At 36.0% G+C, this 20,382-nt stretch carries 20 protein-coding genes; 2 read left to right on the top strand and 18 right to left on the bottom strand.

The genetic code is table 11. From position 1 onward, the window contains the following. Positions 1-19: 19 nt before the first annotated feature. A complete protein-coding gene (locus KFE94_14185) occupies positions 20-2,488 on the bottom strand; it encodes a TonB-dependent receptor (GenBank protein UTW65793.1) in 2,469 nt (822 codons plus the stop codon). A gap of 163 nt (positions 2,489-2,651) precedes the next feature. Further along, positions 2,652-3,752, bottom strand: coding sequence for a redox-regulated ATPase YchF (gene ychF, locus KFE94_14180; protein ID UTW65792.1), 1,101 nt, complete (start codon positions 3,750-3,752; stop codon positions 2,652-2,654). Positions 3,753-4,106: 354 nt separating this feature from the next. On the opposite strand from ychF, the gene KFE94_14175 reads away from it, so the two are divergent. Then, entirely contained in the window at positions 4,107-5,489 is a 1,383-nt protein-coding gene (locus tag KFE94_14175; GenBank protein UTW65791.1) for a VWA domain-containing protein, read from the top strand. An 18-nt stretch (positions 5,490-5,507) separates the two neighbouring features. Continuing rightward, complete coding sequence (locus KFE94_14170; protein ID UTW65790.1) at positions 5,508-7,160, top strand: tetratricopeptide repeat protein; 1,653 nt, start codon at positions 5,508-5,510, stop codon at positions 7,158-7,160. Between the two features lie 2 nt (positions 7,161-7,162). On the opposite strand, the gene KFE94_14165 is transcribed toward KFE94_14170, so the two are convergent. From KFE94_14165 to KFE94_14090, 16 genes are all read right to left on the bottom strand, one after another. Next, on the bottom strand, positions 7,163-7,477 hold the full coding sequence (locus tag KFE94_14165; protein ID UTW65789.1) for a thioredoxin family protein: 315 nt from the start codon (positions 7,475-7,477) through the stop codon (positions 7,163-7,165). Between the two features lie 79 nt (positions 7,478-7,556). Next, entirely contained in the window at positions 7,557-7,865 is a 309-nt protein-coding gene (locus KFE94_14160; protein UTW65788.1) for a hypothetical protein, read from the bottom strand. An 18-nt stretch (positions 7,866-7,883) separates the two neighbouring features. Then, positions 7,884-8,690, bottom strand: a complete 807-nt coding sequence (locus KFE94_14155) for a DUF4249 domain-containing protein (GenBank protein ID UTW65787.1) — start codon at positions 8,688-8,690, stop codon at positions 7,884-7,886. A 12-nt stretch (positions 8,691-8,702) separates the two neighbouring features. Next, a complete protein-coding gene (locus tag KFE94_14150) occupies positions 8,703-11,039 on the bottom strand; it encodes a TonB-dependent receptor (protein UTW65786.1) in 2,337 nt (778 codons plus the stop codon). 155 nt (positions 11,040-11,194) lie between these two features. After that, complete coding sequence (locus KFE94_14145; protein ID UTW65785.1) at positions 11,195-11,908, bottom strand: response regulator transcription factor; 714 nt, start codon at positions 11,906-11,908, stop codon at positions 11,195-11,197. Continuing rightward, positions 11,895-12,953: a histidine kinase gene (locus KFE94_14140; protein UTW65784.1), complete on the bottom strand. Its 1,059-nt coding sequence runs from the start codon at positions 12,951-12,953 to the stop codon at positions 11,895-11,897. Before KFE94_14140 ends, KFE94_14145 begins: the two co-directional genes overlap by 14 nt. 15 nt (positions 12,954-12,968) lie before the next feature. Then, positions 12,969-13,343 carry a DUF2007 domain-containing protein gene (locus KFE94_14135; GenBank protein UTW65783.1) on the bottom strand — a complete coding sequence of 125 codons (375 nt, stop codon included), beginning with the start codon at positions 13,341-13,343 and terminating at the stop codon, positions 12,969-12,971. A gap of 72 nt (positions 13,344-13,415) precedes the next feature. Beyond that, on the bottom strand, positions 13,416-13,898 hold the full coding sequence (locus tag KFE94_14130; protein UTW65782.1) for a hypothetical protein: 483 nt from the start codon (positions 13,896-13,898) through the stop codon (positions 13,416-13,418). A gap of 34 nt (positions 13,899-13,932) precedes the next feature. Continuing rightward, positions 13,933-14,385 (bottom strand): hypothetical protein, encoded by a 453-nt coding sequence (locus tag KFE94_14125; protein ID UTW65781.1) that lies wholly within the window; start codon positions 14,383-14,385, stop codon positions 13,933-13,935. Between the two features lie 127 nt (positions 14,386-14,512). After that, on the bottom strand, positions 14,513-15,127 hold the full coding sequence (locus KFE94_14120; GenBank protein ID UTW65780.1) for a hypothetical protein: 615 nt from the start codon (positions 15,125-15,127) through the stop codon (positions 14,513-14,515). A 200-nt stretch (positions 15,128-15,327) separates the two neighbouring features. After that, positions 15,328-16,515, bottom strand: coding sequence for a hypothetical protein (locus tag KFE94_14115; GenBank protein UTW65779.1), 1,188 nt, complete (start codon positions 16,513-16,515; stop codon positions 15,328-15,330). Positions 16,516-16,573: 58 nt separating this feature from the next. Next, complete coding sequence (locus KFE94_14110) at positions 16,574-17,089, bottom strand: DUF4738 domain-containing protein (GenBank protein UTW65778.1); 516 nt, start codon at positions 17,087-17,089, stop codon at positions 16,574-16,576. A gap of 17 nt (positions 17,090-17,106) precedes the next feature. Next, a complete protein-coding gene (locus KFE94_14105) occupies positions 17,107-17,808 on the bottom strand; it encodes a suppressor of fused domain protein (GenBank protein UTW65777.1) in 702 nt (233 codons plus the stop codon). Between the two features lie 376 nt (positions 17,809-18,184). Next, a complete protein-coding gene (locus KFE94_14100; protein UTW65776.1) occupies positions 18,185-19,090 on the bottom strand; it encodes a hypothetical protein in 906 nt (301 codons plus the stop codon). A gap of 387 nt (positions 19,091-19,477) precedes the next feature. Next, positions 19,478-19,684, bottom strand: coding sequence for a YqaE/Pmp3 family membrane protein (locus tag KFE94_14095; GenBank protein ID UTW65775.1), 207 nt, complete (start codon positions 19,682-19,684; stop codon positions 19,478-19,480). 107 nt (positions 19,685-19,791) lie between these two features. After that, positions 19,792-20,307 carry an SRPBCC family protein gene (locus KFE94_14090; GenBank protein UTW65774.1) on the bottom strand — a complete coding sequence of 172 codons (516 nt, stop codon included), beginning with the start codon at positions 20,305-20,307 and terminating at the stop codon, positions 19,792-19,794. Positions 20,308-20,382: the final 75 nt, after the last annotated feature.

The following is a 20,382-nucleotide window of genomic DNA, read 5'->3' as shown; positions in this document are numbered from 1 at the left end:
TGCTTTATCTCCTATTCGTTTACTCCCCATTTCCAGAATTTCCACGTTCTCCTTTTGACCGGGCTTTATAATTATTCAGCTTATATGTGGCTGTAAAAGTCACTACCGGTCCTGCCATTGTTAATTTACCTCTGGACTCGAAATTGACTCCATAATCTACATGTTCGCGAATTGCGGTCGCAAACATGTTTCTAACCTGAAGATTAAAAAACAGTTTTTTATCAATCACATCTGCTCTTAACGCTGAACTAAAATCAAAGAATTCAGACCGCTTACCCTGTGCGGATACCGTTGGACTGTTGTAACTACTATTAAATTGAAATTTCAATCTTGAGTTTAACTTAAAAGTTTGGTTTAATCTTATGGTATAATTCGTACTATTATTATCAAAGCTATAAGTCGTGTTATTTACAATATCCGTGAAACTCCCCTGTACACGATAATCATAAAAATTACCCATTAGATTTAAATCCCACCATTTAGCCACAGGAGTCTTCAACATAAACTCCAGCCCAAGTGCCTGATCAAATCCTACATTTTCCGGAATTTGAATCGTAACTCCAGGCCCTTTTTCGGTATATGCTTGATTAATACGTTCTACTTTATCTTTAGTATAGCGATAATAAACCTCCGCAGAAAAAAAGATTTTATCTACTCTTTTTTGATAGCCAAATTCGATCGCATCAATATATTCCGGTGCCAGATTCGGGTTACCTCCTCTATAATTCCATTGATCCCGGGCAGTAACATAAGGTTCTAAATACCAGGGCCTCGGTCGTTGAATTCTTCTGGTATAACTCCCCATAAATTGCCCTTTATCATCCAGTTTATAAGAAAAATGTACCGTTGGGAATAAATCTACCCTATTGATGGGGTACTCTGTTGGATCACCAATAATCTTCACATTCCGATTGGTAAATTCTGATCTAAGCCCAAACTGATAACCCCAATTTCCACGACTTCCAGAGAATACGGCATATGTAGCGTGAATAAATCTATAAAACTCGGAATTTCGCTTATAGCTTTCATCTTCCACGTAATCTCCACTTAATGAATCGAAATTTAATGTTCCAAAAGCATCTTTACTGGCATCATATGTTCCTTGATAACCAATTTCATATTTTAATGAATCATGTATTTTGTTTTCAAAATTCAAACGTGTCTGACCTTTCATATTCGGTCCCACCTCTGTTGTTCTCTGCCCCTCTCTTAGATAATTTCCCTCTATATCAAAAAGTTCATTCAGATTATACTCATCTCCCTCGCTTCGACTCCAGGATACCTGCCAGGAAAAAACTTTATCTTCTCCTTTAAACTTATGCGTGTAATCCGAATTAAGATTCCAATTCGTAGCTTCTCTACTCCCTTCATTTAAACTATTGTAATGATCTAATACAATCCCATTGGTTGACTCGATATAATCCAGATCATTTGTCCTTTTTCTATCCGAAAACTGGGCAGATCCTTCGATTAACCAGAAGTTCTTATTACTCAATTTTATATCTGCACCTGCCCTTACCGTTCCTGATGATCTATACCCTTTAAAATCTCCATCTCCGCCCACAATATTTATAGTATCCGAGTTAAATGTGGCATTATACGTTTCCTGTTGACCTACTCTTCCTCTTTTATTATAGTCTAACCCCACATACCAGCTCAGCTTTTTGTTTTTAACTTGTAACAACGCATCGGCTCCGTAATTGTCATACATTCCCACATTCACATTAGCGATTCCACTTATGCCTAATTGTTTCTGTTTTTTGGTAATAATGTTTATGATTCCTGCGGTTCCTTCAGGATCGTATTTGGCTGATGGATTTGTTATGATTTCAATGCTCTCTACCGAACTCGCAGGATATTGCTCCAATACATCTGCTGCATCCATCACCGTAGGTCTACCATCCACCAAAACCGTAAAACCTGAGCTCCCTCTAAGGGTTACATTTCTTTCCGCATCTACAGATATAGACGGCACGTTTTCTAAGATATCTACAGTCGTTCCACTTGTGGCCGTATAAAACTTATCTACATTAACCACTTTTTTATCCATCTTAAACTCTATGCCTTCTTTCTCAGATGTGACTTCAAAAGCATCCAGAACTTCCGCCTTCATTTCCAATTGGATTTTCCCCAGGTCTACATACAGATTGTTTGGATTTAGATGAAGGTTCGGAATCTCATGGTTATGATATCCTATAAAATTTACAATTAAGTAATAACGGCCTCCTTTTATATTTTCCAAATGAAATTCTCCGTTTTTTGAAGTGATCGTGCCCGTAACCAGTGAACTATCCTTGGAAGAGTACAACGTTACATTTGTGTATTCCAATGCTTCTCCGCTTTGCGCATCAATCACCTTTCCTAATATTTCCGCTTTGATCTCTGGTTTACCTTTACGCTTGCCATCTGGTTTGCCGTCCTGACGACTTTGGGCATATCCCCAATTACAGAGTACTAGAAAAAAGAAAAACAGCTGTATTGTTTTCATCATCATTGAATCAAATTGTAATGTTTGTCCCTATCGGACATTCAAAACCTAAAAAGGTTTAAACCACAATGTAAAAGAAATAAAAAGACTTCTTAAAATTAATCATTCGGATATAAAAAAAGGGCTGTTAAATAACAGCCCTTTTCACTTTTATATTTTTTGATTACACGTTAAATCTAAAGTGCATCACATCTCCATCAACCACGGTATAATCTTTTCCTTCAACAGATAGTTTACCTGCTTCACGTGCTCCGGATTCCGAACCATATTTTACGAAATCTTCATAATGAATCACCTCTGCACGAATAAAACCTTTTTCGAAATCGGTATGGATCACACCTGCCGCTTGTGGCGCTTTGGTACCTTCATTGATCGTCCACGCACGTACTTCTTTTGGTCCTGCGGTGAAATATGTTTCCAGATTCAATAATTTATATGCGGATTGGATCAAACGCGATACACCTGGTTTTTCCAAACCTAATTCTTCCAGAAACATTTGGCGCTCATCATAAGTATCCAATTCCATGATGTCTGCTTCAATTGCAGCACCTAAAACAATAATCTCTGCATCTTCGTCTTTAACCGCTTCACGAACAGCTTCCACGTGACTATTTCCAGTTACCACAGAAGCCTCATCTACGTTACATACGTACAGTACAGGCTTACTCGTCAACAATTGTAAACTCTTCAAAGCATTTTCTTCATCATCTGAAGATGCTTCTACGGAACGTGCAGATTTACCCGCACTCAGATGCTCAATTAACTTTTCGTAAAATGCAGCTTGTTTTTGGGCGGTTTTGTCACCCGTTTTAGCTGCTCTACGTACTTTATCAGAAGCTTTCTCTAAAGTCTCAATATCTTTTAACTGCAACTCAGCATCGATAATTTCCTTATCCTCTACCGGATTAATTCGGCCATCCACGTGTACAATATTGTCATCTTCAAAACATCTCAATACGTGAATAATGGCATCTGTTTCACGGATATTTCCTAAGAATTGATTTCCTAATCCTTCACCTTTACTTGCTCCTTTTACCAATCCCGCAATATCCACGATCTCAATGGTCGTAGGTAATACACGCTCCGGATTCACCAATTCTTCCAATTTGTTCAAACGGTCATCCGGAACAGTAATCACCCCCAGATTAGGTTCAATCGTACAAAATGGAAAGTTTGCCGATTGTGCTTTCGCATTTGACAAACAGTTAAATAAAGTTGATTTTCCTACGTTAGGTAATCCTACAATACCACATTTTAACGCCATAGTTCTTTTAATTTAGAGCGCGCAAAAGTAATTATTATCTGTGATTTTAAATGTATTTGACAGTCGACTAACAGTATAAAATAAAATCCTCTTCTTACAGCATAGAAGTTAATAACGTAAAGAAATGGCGAAGCCTTGGAGCCATTTTAGTTATTAAACTTCGGTTTTAGCGAAATGAAATGAAGCTAAAAATGCCTTGAGAAGAGTGCACTTTTTTGGTTTCGTTTTTTGTGCAAGCAAAAAAGGAAAGAAAACTCCGCAAAAAAGATATCAAACCATTATTTTTCCACTACTCGCATTGTCATTCCTTTAAAAGGCATCATTTTTGAATCTTAGATTGCAAATCGTTTTTATATGCGTAGAACATTTTCATTTCCTCGTTACCTATTGATCTTCATTCTATTGTTTTCTGCTCAGATCGTAATGGCGCAGAAAGCCAAACAAACCATGACCCGGATTTTGTTTATTTATGATGGCTCGAATAGCATGAATGGAAAATGGGAAGGCCAATCAAAGCATGTGACTGCCAAAAACCTTTTGAACACCGCGTTAGATAGTTTACGTAATGTTGAAAACCTGCAAGTGGCATTACGTGTTTACGGACACAATAAAAGTTATTTGACCGGTCAGGAATGTAATGATACTAAACTGGAAGTTCCGTTTAAAAACAACAACTTTGATGAGATCAAAGCAAAAATGGCACAAATCAGACCCAAGGGAACGACTCCTATTGCGCTTTCTTTAGAGCGTAGTAAAGACGATTTCCCATATTGTAAAGACTGTCGGAATATCATTATTCTAATCACTGATGGAATTGAAGAATGTAATGGTGATCCTTGTGCGGTTTCTCTAGCCTTACAGAAAAATAACATTATCCTTAAACCTTTTGTGATTGGTTTAGGTTTAAAGGATGACTTTAAAAAACAATTTAAATGTGTCGGTAATTATTTTGATGTGACCAGTCCAACCGTATTTGGCGATGTATTGGATATTGTGATTTCACAAGCCTTAAATGCCACCACAGCGCAAGTGAATTTACTGGATTCATATGAAAGCCCTACAGAAACGAATGTACCCATGCTATTTTTTAATCCGATTTATAATGACATCGATTATCGTTATATGCATACGATGAATACTCGCGGGAATCCGGATACGTTATACATTGACCCATCTGTGAAATATGATATGTATGTCTACACTGTTCCTAAGATTATCAAAAAGGATGTTCAGATCAAACCTGCCATTCATAACATCATAGCGGTTGATGCCCCTCAAGGGTCGTTAACATTAAAGATCAATACACGTTCTACGCAGATTCAACCTATAGCGATTGTGAGAAAAGCCGGAACTATGGAAACGCTCTATGCACAACCGGTGGGTTCTACCCAGAAGTATTTGGTAGGAAAATATGACTTGGAAATTTTGACTTTACCACGTACGTATTTGTATGATGTTGAAGTCAATCAAAGTACCGATACCAAAATTGAACTTCCGAATCTGGGTCAGGTGACTTTAATTCGAAATTATGTAGGTTACGGTGCTATTTTCGTGAAACGCAACGGAAAAATTGAATGGGTCGTAGACTTAAATCAAAAAGCAAAAAACGAAACCATCAAACTATTACCTGGAAACTATATGGTCATGTATCGTGCACATAACGATCATAATTCGGAAAACACGAAATGGAAAGATTTTAAAGTTTCCAGTGGCGCTTCTACCGTGATTCGTTTCTAATTCCGTTATCGTTTCATCATGATTTCATCGAGAATCAAAGCTTCTTTTGTTTATCCAGCACTATTGGTTGTTGGAGTACTTTTCCTATTTTACTCCTCTATTCATAATGGCTTTTCAGGATTAGATGATCTTTTGATGATTCAGGAAAACTGGGATCATCTTACAGATTTAAATCACATTTACACCGCTTTTACAGAAGATGTTTTTAATGGCGCTCAGGGCTCCTACTATCGTCCTATTCAGATTCTGAGTTATATGCCAGATGCTTTTATCGCCAATAGCGATACACCCACGGCACAAATTTTCTTTATCATCAATATCCTGATGTTTGCAGTTGCTATGGTACAACTGTATTTTTTTCTGGGATTATTTGACTTTAGCGCTGAATTTCGATTTGTCTTTAGCTTGTTCTTTTTAATTCACCCTGCATTGACACCTGCGGTAGCATGGATTCCGGGACGTGTAGACATCCTCCTGTTTCTCATTGTGATCAGTTCCATTTGGTGTTTTATACTATGGATTCGTACCTCAAATTCTATATGGGGTATTTTGCATGTTTTCTTTTTTGCTTTGGGAATGTTTACCAAAGAAACCAGTATTGTCATTCCGGTTATTTCCATTTTAATCGCACTGTATTTCTCTGATAAAACACCGAATCAAAATCCATGGAAATGGGAACAATTCCTCAGTTTTAGCATTTGGAAGGCACTTATTTTAGAGGTATTCCAATGGATCAAAACCCACTATCCGATTTTAATTGGTTGGTTGCTCTCATTAACTTTATGGCAAGTGATGCGGAAAAATGCGCTGCCAGATGATCCACTTGGAATCATGAGTGCTTTATTTCAAATCAGTACAAGTTGGAAAGAACTCATCATTCTTTTCGGGACCGTATTCGTTCCATTTAATTTACAGGTATTTCTGGAGATTACCTGGCCATATATTTTAATGGCAGTACCCGGGTTTATCTTATTCTTTGCTTTACCGAAGATGTTAAACACATCTTTTAAAAATGTCTTTTTAGGGTTCTTATGGATGTTCTTATTCATCTTCCCGACTACGTTATCTGATTTTCTCAACTACCATAGATTGTTTATTCCATTGGTAGGCATGGCATTTTTACTTCGACCATTTGACCGTCAGTGGTCATTTAAAGATCAAAAACTTCAAGTGGCTTTTTTAGTTGGTTTGGCCGGATTATTCTTATACGAAAACCTACAGTTTCAAAAAGCTTTTGTAGACAAACAAGCGTTTTGGACTAATGCGGTTTACCATTCTCCTAATTCGGCTTTTGCAAATAATGGAATGGCATGGAGTTATCATTTGAATCAGGAAACCGACTCTGCATTAAAATACTATCAACGTGTAGTAGATATCAGACCGGACCGTGAAAACGTTAGAATGGGTATGGCATTAATTCATGAAGAACGAAAAGAATATGCTTTAGCGGATAGTCTTATGCAAGCGGAATTTATAGCCACTAAAGACAGTTCTTCGGTCTACTTTTATATCGGACAGGTACAACTGGAAAGACAGGATACATCCGCAGCCATTTCAAATCTCACTAAAGGTTACGGTTTTACCAAAAGCTCTCGAAATGCACGCATCTATTACGATACCTTAAATCCGCAATTGAAGCAGATGATACTTTCGAAAACAAAGATGGAATAGATTTAAAACACCATTCGGTATAATCTATCTATTTCTTGCTCTAACTCTGAAGTTCCGATGTATTTACTCTTACGAATGTATTCACGACCTTCAAAAAACACCAAAATTGTAGGATTTGCATACACATTGTAAGCACTGGACAACAACGGTTGTTCTACGGTATCCACAATCAAAAACTCCATTTTTGGAAATTGCAATTGCACCAACTCTTCCACCTTAGGTCTTAAAGCCATACAGGGAGAACACATATCATTCTTAAAATACAGAACCAATCCTGGAGTTTGTGCTATTTTTTCTTTTAATTCTTCCGGTGTCATTTTCAAAATTTGGCTGCAAAAGTAAAATGATATTTCATCTTGCTTTGTGATTTATGACACCAATATCTGATTCGAAATATTAGCACTCTCTCCAATCATCATATATTTCTATCACCGGTGACTCTGTAGTGCCCAGCCCGGTATTGATTACCACTTGTCCATACTTGTCTATAAAACGCATTAGATCTTCCAATGAATTCAATTCAATAGTCCATCTTTCTTCCTCAGCAATCCTTTTGACCATCTGCCCTTCTTTGGTGATTTGATATGTAGTCTCTACATCTTGCCCTCTTTGAAAGCGTTCCACAACGTAATGGACATCCGGATATGCTTCTTCACAGGGTTGTTTTTCCCGCACATATCCTGTTCTCTTCACAATATATTTCAAGCCGTAATCTTTAACTGATTAACCCGGGATAACGATACTTTGTTGATCTGAACTAAAGGTTATAAAACTCCCCAATGCTTTGTCAGACCAATTGGTAGTTGGATTTCCTGGTGCTGCTACTCCTGCACTAAATCCGCCCCCCACGATATCCTGCAATGAGGAATAATATTCAAACGCAGCTTCTTCAATATGTACCAATTCAATAGTCACTTCTTCTCCCGGATAGTATCTTCCATTTCTTAAGGTTCTCGTTCTATTTTGTCCGTTAAAATTTTCATCTGAAAGCACTACCAAATCTTCCACTTCTCTTTGCTCCACACCATCTACGTAATTGCGTATCCGATACCAGTTCTCCTGATCCGCAGGGTCTGTAAAATTGTATTTCACCCGGTAATGCGCTTCGGTATTAGATGTTTCTTCTTCGTAGGTTGACGCCAATCCCAATAACGGAACAGGTGATTTCATAAATGAAGAGGCTTTGTATGTTTGACCTTCTGCAACTACAGTCAATGTATATTGTTTATTCTCTTCTGCATTGATTTGTTTAACATATCTCCCCTCTCCTACATGTGGAATACTATATGTATTTCCATCTTCGTCTTTAAGTTCTACGAAGGCATTCATCACCTGAATTGGAGTCTCACTGGAAAAATACCCCGTAGTTTTATTGATCTTTACTTCAAACGGATGATCTCCTGAACGTAATCTGGCTTCTATCACTATTTGACGATCTTCTTCGTTTAACTCTATATCAATGACTTTTTCACATGAACTCAATGCCCATACTGAAATAGCCAGTATTATGAATCTTGATAACTGTATCATACTACTCAACTCTTAAAATTTAAAATTGTAGGTAACTGAAGGCACCCATCTGAATAAAGAGATTTGTACCGCGTTATTAATGTTCGGATTATCCTCGTTGGGCTCAAAATTGATAATGTATGGATTTTCTCTTCCGTATGCATTGTATACCGAGAAGTTCCAGCTGGATTCCAGTTTATCCGTTTTTTTCAAATACCATGTTAACCCCAAATCCATTCGGTGGTAATTCGGCATCCGATAGCCATTTCGCTCAGTATAATATGGTGTGGTGATTCCTTCCACAGTATATTGCCCTGTTGGGAAGGTAACCGCATCTCCGGTGTAGAAGATAAAACTTCCCGAAGCGCTCAGTTTTTTATTGATCTTATACATCGCCACTACAGAAATATCATGGGTTCTATCCTGCTTTGCAGAAAATGGTTTACCATCGTTAATTTCATCAAACTTCCTGGTGGTTCTGGAAATCGTATATCCTACCCATCCAGTTAAATCTCCTTTGGTTTTCTTTAAAAACAACTCTAATCCATAAGCTTCTCCGGTTCCATAAATTAAATCTGATTCTAATTGAGAATTTAGAAATGTGTTGGCTCCGGTTTTATAATCAATCACATTCTGCATGGATTTGTAATACACTTCGGCAGATGCCTCATAGACATTCTTTTTGAAATTCCTAAAGTATCCCAGTGAGATTTGGTCCGCTTGCTGGGGCTTGATATTATTAGAACTCATAACCCACACATCAATAGGTGTAGACGCGGTAGAGCCGGTTAGCAAATGTAAATACTGGTAGTTTCGATTATAGACGAATTTCAATGAACTCTTTTTGTTTAACAAATAGGTTGCAGCCAATCTTGGTTCTAATCCGCCCATATATTCCATTAAAGATCCATCACTAAATGTTTCTTCCGAAATCAGATTTCCTTCGGAATCAAACAGGTATTCGCTTCCCGGACCTATTCTGTGGAAAAATGAATAACGTAGTCCATAATTCGCACTCCACTTATCATTAATCTTTTGCTCATTTTGCAAATAGATGGCACTTTCATAGCCATAGGATAAATCTCCAGCATCCGAGTTAATTCCTGAATTTTCTCCGCCATCCAAACTTCCGGATGTGATCGTATGATGAATGACATTAAAGCCAAATTTGATGGAATTATTAGAATTCGGATAGAACGAAAAATCCTGTTTTAAATTGAAGTCTTCAATCTGTGATTTTATTTCAATATCCTCGCCAGCACTTTCACTTCCTACGGAAATATTGTAATCGTAATTGCTATAAATCAAAGAGGTATTGGAAAACATTTTGTTACTTATCACATGATTCCATCTAAGGGTTCCGGTAATATTTCCCCAATCAAATCCAAAATCATCTCGATATCCAAAAACATCACGTCCTAAATACCCCGAAACATAAATCTTATCCTTTTCAGTGATTTGATAATTGGCTTTGAGGTTTAAATCGTGGAAAAACAATTTAGTACTATTCAAACGATCATCTTCCAAAGGTCTGAGATATAAATCTGCGTACGATCTTCGTCCAGAAATCATGAATGATCCTTTGTCTTTTACAATTGGCCCTTCAAAGGTTAAACGCGAAGCAATCAAGCCAATTCCTCCGGTCACCTGAAACTCTTTACTATTCCCATCTTTCATTCGAATATCCATCACCGATGCTGTTTTACCGCCATACTCCGGAAGCATTCCTCCTTTATATACCGTGGCCCCTTTTAGCGCATCTCCGTTAAACACAGAGAAAAACCCCAATACATGTGACGGATTATAGACCGGAGCTTCATCAATCAAAACCAGGTTTTGATCTAATCCTCCACCTCTTACATAAAATCCGGAATTTCCTTCACCCGCTGTTTTAATTCCCGGGTTCATTTGTGCAATTCGTAAAATGTCCGGCTCCCCTCCAAAAGTAGGTACCTCTTTTACGGTATTCATACTGATCTTGGTGACACTTCCTTCGTTATTGGTTACATTTTCATTTTCTGCTTCACTAGTAATCACCACAGCTTCCAAAGCAGTTGCTGTAGCTTCCAATTCCACATCTAGAGTCATATCTTGACGTAATGAAATCGTTTTTTCTAACGTTTGATATCCTACAAACCGAAAGATGAGTGTATAATCCCCCTCCGGAATGGTTAATGAATAAAATCCGTAGACATTTGAAGTCGCCCCTACTCCCGATAATTCTTTTACCAGCACATTGGTAAATGGAATATCTTCTCCATTTGCTGCGTCTTTAATCTTACCACTAATTGTAAATTTTTCCTGTGCGATGGCTTCACCACCTGCCAGTATTAAAAGCACTATGATCATGTGCCTTAAGCCTAACCCCATAAACTTTATTTAATTGAATAATCTAACTTGCTTTTGATGTGGAGATGCATCTCACGTTATCTCACAAGCACACAAATTTTGATTATAAATTCCTATTCGGAACCCGGATTTAGGGACTATTCAGTAAACTACATTGTATTTTCAGTAAACGACATTTACGACCTTTTTAATCGGTCTTTATAAGAGCGTCCTATTGGGATTTTTACCTGATCATTGATGGTAATCTGATTCGGTTGTAATTCTGTAATCGTCTGTTCGTTTACGATATAGGATCGATGTACGCGGATAAAACCATTGTCTTGCAACAAAGTTTCAACTTCTTTTAACCTTATGTATACCAATCGTTTGCCTTCAGCAAAATGAAAACACACATATTCATCCTGAGCGGAGATATAAATAATTCTGGAAATTTTGATCTTGATCTCTGATTTACCTGATTTGAGGGTTAAAAACTCATCCTCCGTTTTTTCAATTCGATCATATTCCCGGGCTTTAAATTCCTGAGTCGTTAAAGCACTGATTTTATCTACGGTTTTGGTAAATCGATCATCAAAAATGGGTTTGAGCAAATAATCGGTGACATCCAGATTATAGCCATCAATAGCGTAATCTTTATATGCCGTGGTCAACACAATTTTACAATTGACCTCATCTTCTTTCAAAAAACTAATTCCATCTGTACCGGGCATTTCCACATCCAAAAACAAAATATCAATGTCCTGCCAATTCGGGTTTTGCTTCAGTTCAAATACTGTGGCGTATTTAAACTTACATTCCAAACGTTCATCTTCCTGAATATAATGTGCCAATAAATCTCTTGCGTGTTTTTCATCATCAACCACACCACATCTTAATTTACGTTTGTGCATGTACCGTATTTATTTTTAAATCCACTTCATAACTGGTATCCGTTGTATTTATTGCCAACGTATAGGCATTTTCATATACGGTATCAAGGATCCGTTTTACACTTTCTATTCCCACTCCAAAATATCCATCTTCTTCTCTGGCCCTTTGATAATGAGAGATCGAATTACTTATGGTAAAATGGAGCTGCGTATCCAGACTTTTTAATCTCAGCTTGACCAAAGCCCTTTTTCCTGGCACATAACTGTGCTTAAACGCGTTTTCAATAAACGGAATTAGAATTCTTGGCTCGATCATCATCTCCGGATTCACCTCATCAAAATCCAGAACGACTTCATAATGCTCTTCTCCTTTTTCCAGCTGAAAATACACGTAACCCCGAATAAACGCCACCTCTTTTTGCAATGAGATTTTGTTTTTGGTTTGATCATAGGTAATATATTTTAACAACGAACTCAACCTTTGCACCTGTTCAGAAGTTCTTTCCGGTTGAAGTTTAGATACTGAATACAGATTGTTTAACGCATTCAATAAAAAGTGCGGACTGAATTGTGTTTTTAATAATTTCAATTCTGCCTTTTTACGTTCTACCTCGCTGGTAAAATGCTTGGCTCTTTCCTCCAGAATTTTCTTAATGAGAATGGATGAGGTGTTGAAAAACAAAGTCGCTCCCAGAGCAATCATGATCACCTTTTGCACTCCCCTGGTTTGGTTTTTAACCTCAATCGTTCCAGTGACTTTATTATAAACTGTGATTTCTATATCAGGATCTTCAAACGAAAAGAAAGCCACTAATAAGTAGCGAACAAAAAACATTAAGCCGGTTAGAAATACGATATAGACCATTACATACCGCGCGGTAATGACTTTTGGCAAAATCACCTTATTGTTAAACACCACAATGGCAATCAAAAACGCAACTGTTCCTATGGATATCAGCAGGCTATAAGATACAGAATGGTATTGTGAGATAGTATAAAACATATTCCCCAATACCAATAGAGCATACACAATCTGGATGATGAGATATTCCTTCTCTTTTAACATAGCCGTAGAAAATGGTTATTGAAAAATGGCCATGGGTAAGAACAGCAAAAGCAGAATCAATACGACCAATACAATGATTCTTAATTCTAAAATGGTATCTCCCACAAAGGGAATCTTACGTGTGAATGCATCCAGGTAAATTAAAAAAGGGCTGGCTTCTTGTGGCATTTCTTCTATCACATGCATTTCCTTTAAAATCTCCTTGGCAGTATCTTCATTTCCCACCTTTACCTGCAGTTTTACTCCACCAATGGCATTGGAATAAAAATTATGCACCTGTGTGGTTAACTCATCCAATAAACGCACTTCAATCCCTTCAGATTCTAATTTCACCTTGGCAATATGTGCCTCATGTGGATATGTAAATGCGTGTACCGTAATCCAATCCATAACGTAAACAATGATAGGGATAAATATATTGAACTGCAAAAGTGAGGCTCGATGCGCTTGGCTACTTAAGGTTTAACGATATAGTGTATTAACGGATGAATAATAAGTTCCATCGTAAATACTATCATTATAACTAATTCTTAAAAAATGAAAATTTGTTCCACCACATTCTCCTACCTGATCTATTGGTTTAAATTCAATATGCATTGTATCTGTTACCAAAGAAGAGAATCTTAACAAATATGTTTTTGTTATCGTTTGATTGAATTTTTCATTTTCTAAGCCACAATCAAAAATTTCAAATGAAAATTGAAGGTCGTTCTGCCAATAACGGTCTTCAATAAATAAATTATGCGGAATAGTATCTCCCAAATCATTTATTATCTGGAAGGAATCTATTTGAAAAGTTGAATCAAAAAAATTTATATCTAACGAATCCAAAATTTCAAACCTTAAATCAGCTCCACAAATTGAGACAGGGTCTACATATCTACATTTATCTCTGCAAGAAACCAATGCAAATATGAATACTATGACAAACAATATTTTTCTCATTTTACAGTCAAATAAGCCTTCTTTTAAAATTTATTTACCTCATTCTTTCTAAAACCAGTTCATAACCCCAAAACTCTCTTGGGGCTTTATACCCAAAGCTCAATGATATGGTTGAAGTACTTCTAGAAGTAAACGACACTAAAGATTGTTCTGTTTCCGAATCTATGACAATAAAAAGTTCTAAATCATCTATGTAATACTGTCTCCATGTTGCATTCTGAAACAATTCAAAATAGCTTATAATTTCACCACTATACTGCCCCGCAATTGGAATATGAGAAATTTTCACCGAATGATTTGAATCAAGCTTTAAAGAAATAGATTTAAATAAACGTATATAATTCTCATCTGAAACCTGCTTTTCTTTAGGGATTACCATTTTTACTTCCCATATTTCATAGCAAGAACCTGGATCAATAAATTGACTTCGTACGTTTACGCTATATAGAAAGAACATCGAAATGAAAATGGAGAATGATCTGATCATTTTAAGAACTTGTTTAGAGTCTTCATTATACACGTAAATTCATACTGAACAGTTGATAAAACGCTTCATTTCCAATAAAACACTGAATTTTGAAATTATTCATTTGAAAGGCATATCTGACATATAACTATGGCATATCATATTTCCAATTTTTCCATTCACAAACATTTCCTCTAAGGTGATGTATAATTTCAGTTGATTTTGGATTAAACGTCTTGTATACCGGATATAAGGGAACTCTATTATTGTCACAAATAAAATCCATAGAAACACCTCCAACGATTGTTCCATACTTTTCTACAAACTCATCATCTGTTTTTCGCAAAGTATTCTTATGAGCCCTAACTGAACCGATAAGGCTCATAATGTAATTTCGTTCAATTAAAGTTGGAAGTCTAAAATCTGGGTATAACACATTCGAATCTGGAATTATTCCTTTATAATTTCCAGCAAAGTACTTTTCTGTTGTAAAATAATTCTTCGGGGTTTGATTTCCATCATACTCAAAATGACCTTCTCTGATTAGCATCTGTTCGAAAACTCTATCTCGCCTCCATTTTGAAAATCGTGTTGCTTGACTCTGAGTCATACCCACTACCGGGTAATCTCTATTAGCCGGATGTCTAAGATAATAATCTGAATATTCTAAGAGACAAGAGTCTATTCTCCATTTGGCTGTATCTAATAGTGTTTCTTTAAACTCTATTGAATTGACACCAAAAATGTACCTATTCCAATACATATATTCTAACCAATCTAAATTCTTTATTTCCGTTTCATCACAAAAAAGATTCGAATCAACTTGAAAACAATTAGGAGGAAGTTCCAAATCATTTTTAAAAAGAACATTCTTACTTATAGAACACGCTGATATTACATATATTATAATTAAATAACCATACCAAACACTTAAATTAACTTTCCCCTTCATTATCACATTTTCTAAGGATACTCAAACCCAAATATGAATTTTTGTAATTTATTATTCTTAAAATCGTATTCTGCAAAATAAATAGGCATATTATATCGATATAAAAACTCACTCTTAGGTCCCTGTTCCATATCCATTCGATATTCAATTGATATATTGTGTTCCGTACTATCAAGCAATTTATAGCATCCGCCTAGTTTCGATATCAATTCTTCTTTGCTTATTCCTAATTTTATTTCTTTCTCTGTGGCTAAAACCTTAACCTCTAAATGTTCTTTATGATTAAAATCCACCTCAGTCTCATTATCCTGAACATATCCTACTTCAAAGATGCTTATCTGGTTTAGATAAGAAGCAGGGTGAACCGTAAGATTTATGTATTGTAATTCGTCTTTGGATATAAATCCATAAGTGCCATCACCACTCATTGTAATATCCTCGCCCAAAACATTTTCGGTACTCCGAGGATTCCAAATACAGATTCCAATAACCGAAGTATCAGGCTGCCGAAAAAAACAATTATTCGATAGTTCCTCCTCTTTATTTTCAAGTTGATACTCGTTTGAACTTATGGTGATTGGATTCTCCTCTTCTATTACATTTTCCGTATTTGATTTTGATTTTTCAAATTCTTCAGCATAACAATGCTCCAACATTTCAGGTAATATTAACTCCATATATAGCATCCGTTTAATTATGGGGTCTTCTAATTGTTGGCTTGTCATAGAGCCATAATCCAAACAAATCATTTCTGATAAATAAACCACATCGTTTTCGTTATTACACCAGTTTTCTAACAATATGTCTTGCTGTTCAATAGCATATTCACATATGGCTTTCCCAAGCCAATTACTTTTATTGAGCAAACCTCTATGACTAGTACCATAATCAGTCCGTATTTGTAGACTTATTGATCCAATATCAAACAAAATATCTATCTCAGGCTCTGGAAAATTAGCTTCGCAAATTATCGCTTTCCGAACTAAGCTTCCGATATTATTATAGTTCGAAAACTCAAGCAACAAAGCTTTCATTTGCTTCCCATTATAATCCAACCCTCCCGAATATTCATAAAACCAATTATCCATTTCTTGGGCTAACTTATCAATAACCATTGCCTGATTTGGGGATAACTTAGAGTTAAATAAGTGTATTTTTTTATGATTATCATTAAGAAATTCACATGATATAGTGATCATTATTATCACTATTAAATAGGGTATTCTACGCATAACTTTATTTGCTAATAATAAGTTACTAACTTATCTCTTCCAATTCTATTTTAAAAGTACCGGAAACCGAAATGTATATGCTATAAAAATAACAATAATCCGTTTCAGGTTTACAAACCGTCATTTGCAATTTCACTTCTTCCACCTTTGGATCAAAAGATTCATACCAGACATCAAATATGAGAGACTGATCCATGAATTCCTTTGGCATGGTTTCTAACAGATCATGCTTAGTAAAGGTCTTGGCAAAGAATTTAGTCTGGTTTAAACTTAAACTCAATTCCACCGAATTATCTCTATATCTATCCTCCCAAACAGTATCTCTAGAGACTCTGGAAAAAGTTACAAAATCTTTATCCGAACTTTTCATCTTCACAATCAATTGAATCGAATCATTTACACCAGTAAACTTTGTATTCATATTAATTTCTTCAGGAAAGAATCGAACTATAGTTTCTTTTTTCGTCTCTTTAACCTTAGAGTCATTCTCAGAACACGAAAAACTGAAAATAACCAATAAAATAAAAACCACATTCTTCATGTCGTGATCTGATATTATTAATTTCCAAACACTCTATTCCAAAAGCTTTTTTGCGGAAATAGATTTTCTCTATTTACGTCCAGCATTTCTGTGTTATTGGCTTTTATTAAAACATCCAGGAATTTGTGGTATCCATTTTTGACCTTAAACTCCAGTTCATTTTTATACAGTGGAAAAACACAATAAATATTAATTCTACGTCCATTTCTATGAATCTCTGTAAAGTCTTTGTCATAGGTTACAGAAGGTAGGATTACCGCGCCCACATAATCTGTATCCTTACCATATGGAGTTAAATCCTCCTCGGCTTGAATCGTATGTCCTACCCCAATCCAGGTATTATAAAAATGAGGGAATTTTGCAGTCTTTTTAAGAACTGACAAAATCCAATCATTCTTATTCTTTCCGGTATAAACTTTTCCAAATTCAATACGCTTCGGAATCATCATCATCAGTTCTGAAAATTCAAAGTCATTTGGATTTTCCATCTGATCTGTAATATTCATTTTTAGGAGACTCATTCCCGAAGTCATCAAAATATTGAAATCCGTCTCTTTGGGTTGAATTAAATAAATGTCAAGATGTAAATCCAAAGTTGGTATTTCATGAAACACAGAAATTTGATCTTCATCAAAGAATTTAGCCAGATGCGCATCTATCCATTCTGGATGTTCGTAAAAATGTTTTCTATTGGAAAAGGGATTTTGATACGTTGACATTTGCCTTAGAATTACTCCTTCAATATTACAAATTTTAAGAATGTTTTGTAGTATAATTGAGGAAACACTTAATGACCTTCACCTTCAGTCCTATTTTGGCTTGAACCAAAAAGGACCAAAAAGTTCAAGGCTACCGAAAACTTTGTTGAAAGCTAACGAATAATTCCGCTATCTCACCCAAACTCGCAAACGACATTAACGCCTCTTCGAGTCGATGTCTGAGCTCAAACATGGGTTCGATTACCTCTACATTCTTCTTGCTTTCTACCAAACCTTTCAGAATGCCATCTTAATATCTTCGAAATAACACCTTCTCAAAATCAGATTTTTTCAAATCCAACCTTAGTTTTATAATAAAGCTATTTTAAAATAACCTTTATGGGGTTTCACTCAATTCTTTCACTTTTTCCGCCCAGTTATTTAAGATATCTTCTTGTGATTCATAGTCTGAGGTGTATGGTCCACAAACCACATGTAATATGGTATTCTTCGATTCTTTATCTACAGTCAACATGAACTTTTCTACATATTGCGCTTCATTAAATTCACTATCGATCTGGATGTAATAATTTCCAAATAACAAATCTCCATATTCAGCGGTTATGGTTCCTGCATTGAGGTATTTATAATTTACGGTTGTTCCTTTATCGACTTTTAGCGTATTATTCGGATCGAAAATAGGCTGTAAGAAAGTATAATATTCCGGTTCGGTGAGCACCTTCCAAATTCTAGTTGGCTCTGTTTTAATTTCAATATCAAATGATACAAAACGTGCCGGAGTTATCTTTTCGATTTCCTGATCTGAAAGGAATCTGACTTCATTTAAACGGGCACTTCCATTACCTCCATTTAGATATCTGAATCCAACAATGGAATCATTGGAAATATTCAATGCCTGAATCACAATCACCAATTCTTCTTTTTGGGTATGGCGACTATAATATCTGGCTAACCTGGGCATTTGCATATCCAAAGGTTTCGCATTTGGATACTTTTCCATATCTACAAAAATTAATGATGTTCCATTTTGAGCTTCTTCTTTGGTCGCCATTCTTCCATTTACTACCGGAACACTTTGCCAGTTTTGAAAATCTACTGCGGGAAATCCTCTTAAATTATCGGGACAATACCATCCTCCATATCGATGGGGTTCTTGTTCTTGTGGAGTCGACCGGGCCACAACTTTTTCCGGATTGTTTTGAATTGGGGTATTGCTTTGTAAGCAAGATACAAGTACGGTCATACCTAGTACGACCAATACTTTAAGGCTTATATTTTTCATAACTTTTATTTGTTTGGCTAAAAGTATGAAGCGCCTATTCCAGGTAGATTTAAGTAATGTAAATTAGTGTAAAAGTGTTAATTCTTAAGCGAATTAAATATTTTAACTATCGGGATTAAAAGGAGTGTCATGGCACTCCATAGAATTAAATAATAAAGAACAATTAGAGAAATACTACCTCCCGTGAAACCAATTCCAAATGGAATCAAATGGAAGTGAAAACAAATGTTGTATAAAATATCAATGCTAGTATGGCTATAAAATGCAATCCAACCTGTAACCAGAATTAACGCTATCGAAATTGCAGCGCTTAAAAAAATTATTTTGATCTTTTCCAATGGCTACTATTCAATAAATATCGGGTCAGGTACTTACAAAAAAAGAGATTTATGCCCTTTGCGCTCTTAAAATTCTACGTTCCATTTTGCGGATCCGTTTATTAGTCATCGCATTGCTTCGAGATGCAACGGCCCAAATGGCTGCAGGTAACCAACCGATAAGCGTAATTTGTAAAAACAAACACAATAATCCGGAAAGGATTTTACCTCTTAAAAAGAAGGACAACCATGGAACTAAAACGGCAATTAAAATCATAACGTAAATTTTGAACTAAGATATAACCACAAAAAGCCAATCACAACACATTTTATGTGAGCGGTATTATTAATCGGATGAAGTACTAATCTCTAAACCAATGGGTATTAGTTGTTTTCAATCACCTTTTTCAATCTGTTTAGGTTTTCATCCTCTTGTTCGCTCATCGCTCCAGACATAAACGACAAAATAGATTTGGAAAACATCCCATTCCCGGTAGTTGTTGAAGTCGTAGTAATGTATGTTTTACCCTCTTTCTCTACCAGCTTCATATCATAGTCCATATCCATAAAATCCATGGTGAATGTCATGGCCATGTGTGCATTTGGGGTCTTTGCCGTAATGGTTTCCTGCATCACCATTTCTTCTCCATTTTCGTTGACATAAATATTGGATACAGCGCCAACGGTACCTGGCTCACCACTTACCGGTTCAATTCGATCAATTACAGGTAACCACTCAGAAATACGAGAATCATCCTCCATGACGGCCCAAACTTCAGTTACCGATTTATTCACAACTACTTCGTTTTCGTAAGAGATGGATGGTGTAATCATACCATTACCAAAAAAGATCACAACAAGGATCACTACTACGTACAGGAGATATTTTAGATATTTCATAACAGGGAGATTTATTTTATTTCAAATATAAGTAATCGTAAGTTTTGGTTGGAAATATTAAAACACATCCCACAA

The sequence above is a fragment of the bacterium SCSIO 12643 genome (assembly GCA_024398135.1).
GTDB lineage: Bacteria > Bacteroidota > Bacteroidia > Flavobacteriales_G > Salibacteraceae > CAJXZP01.
Note: the sequence above shows the minus strand (reverse complement) of the source record. Positions and strands in the feature narration are given on the sequence as shown.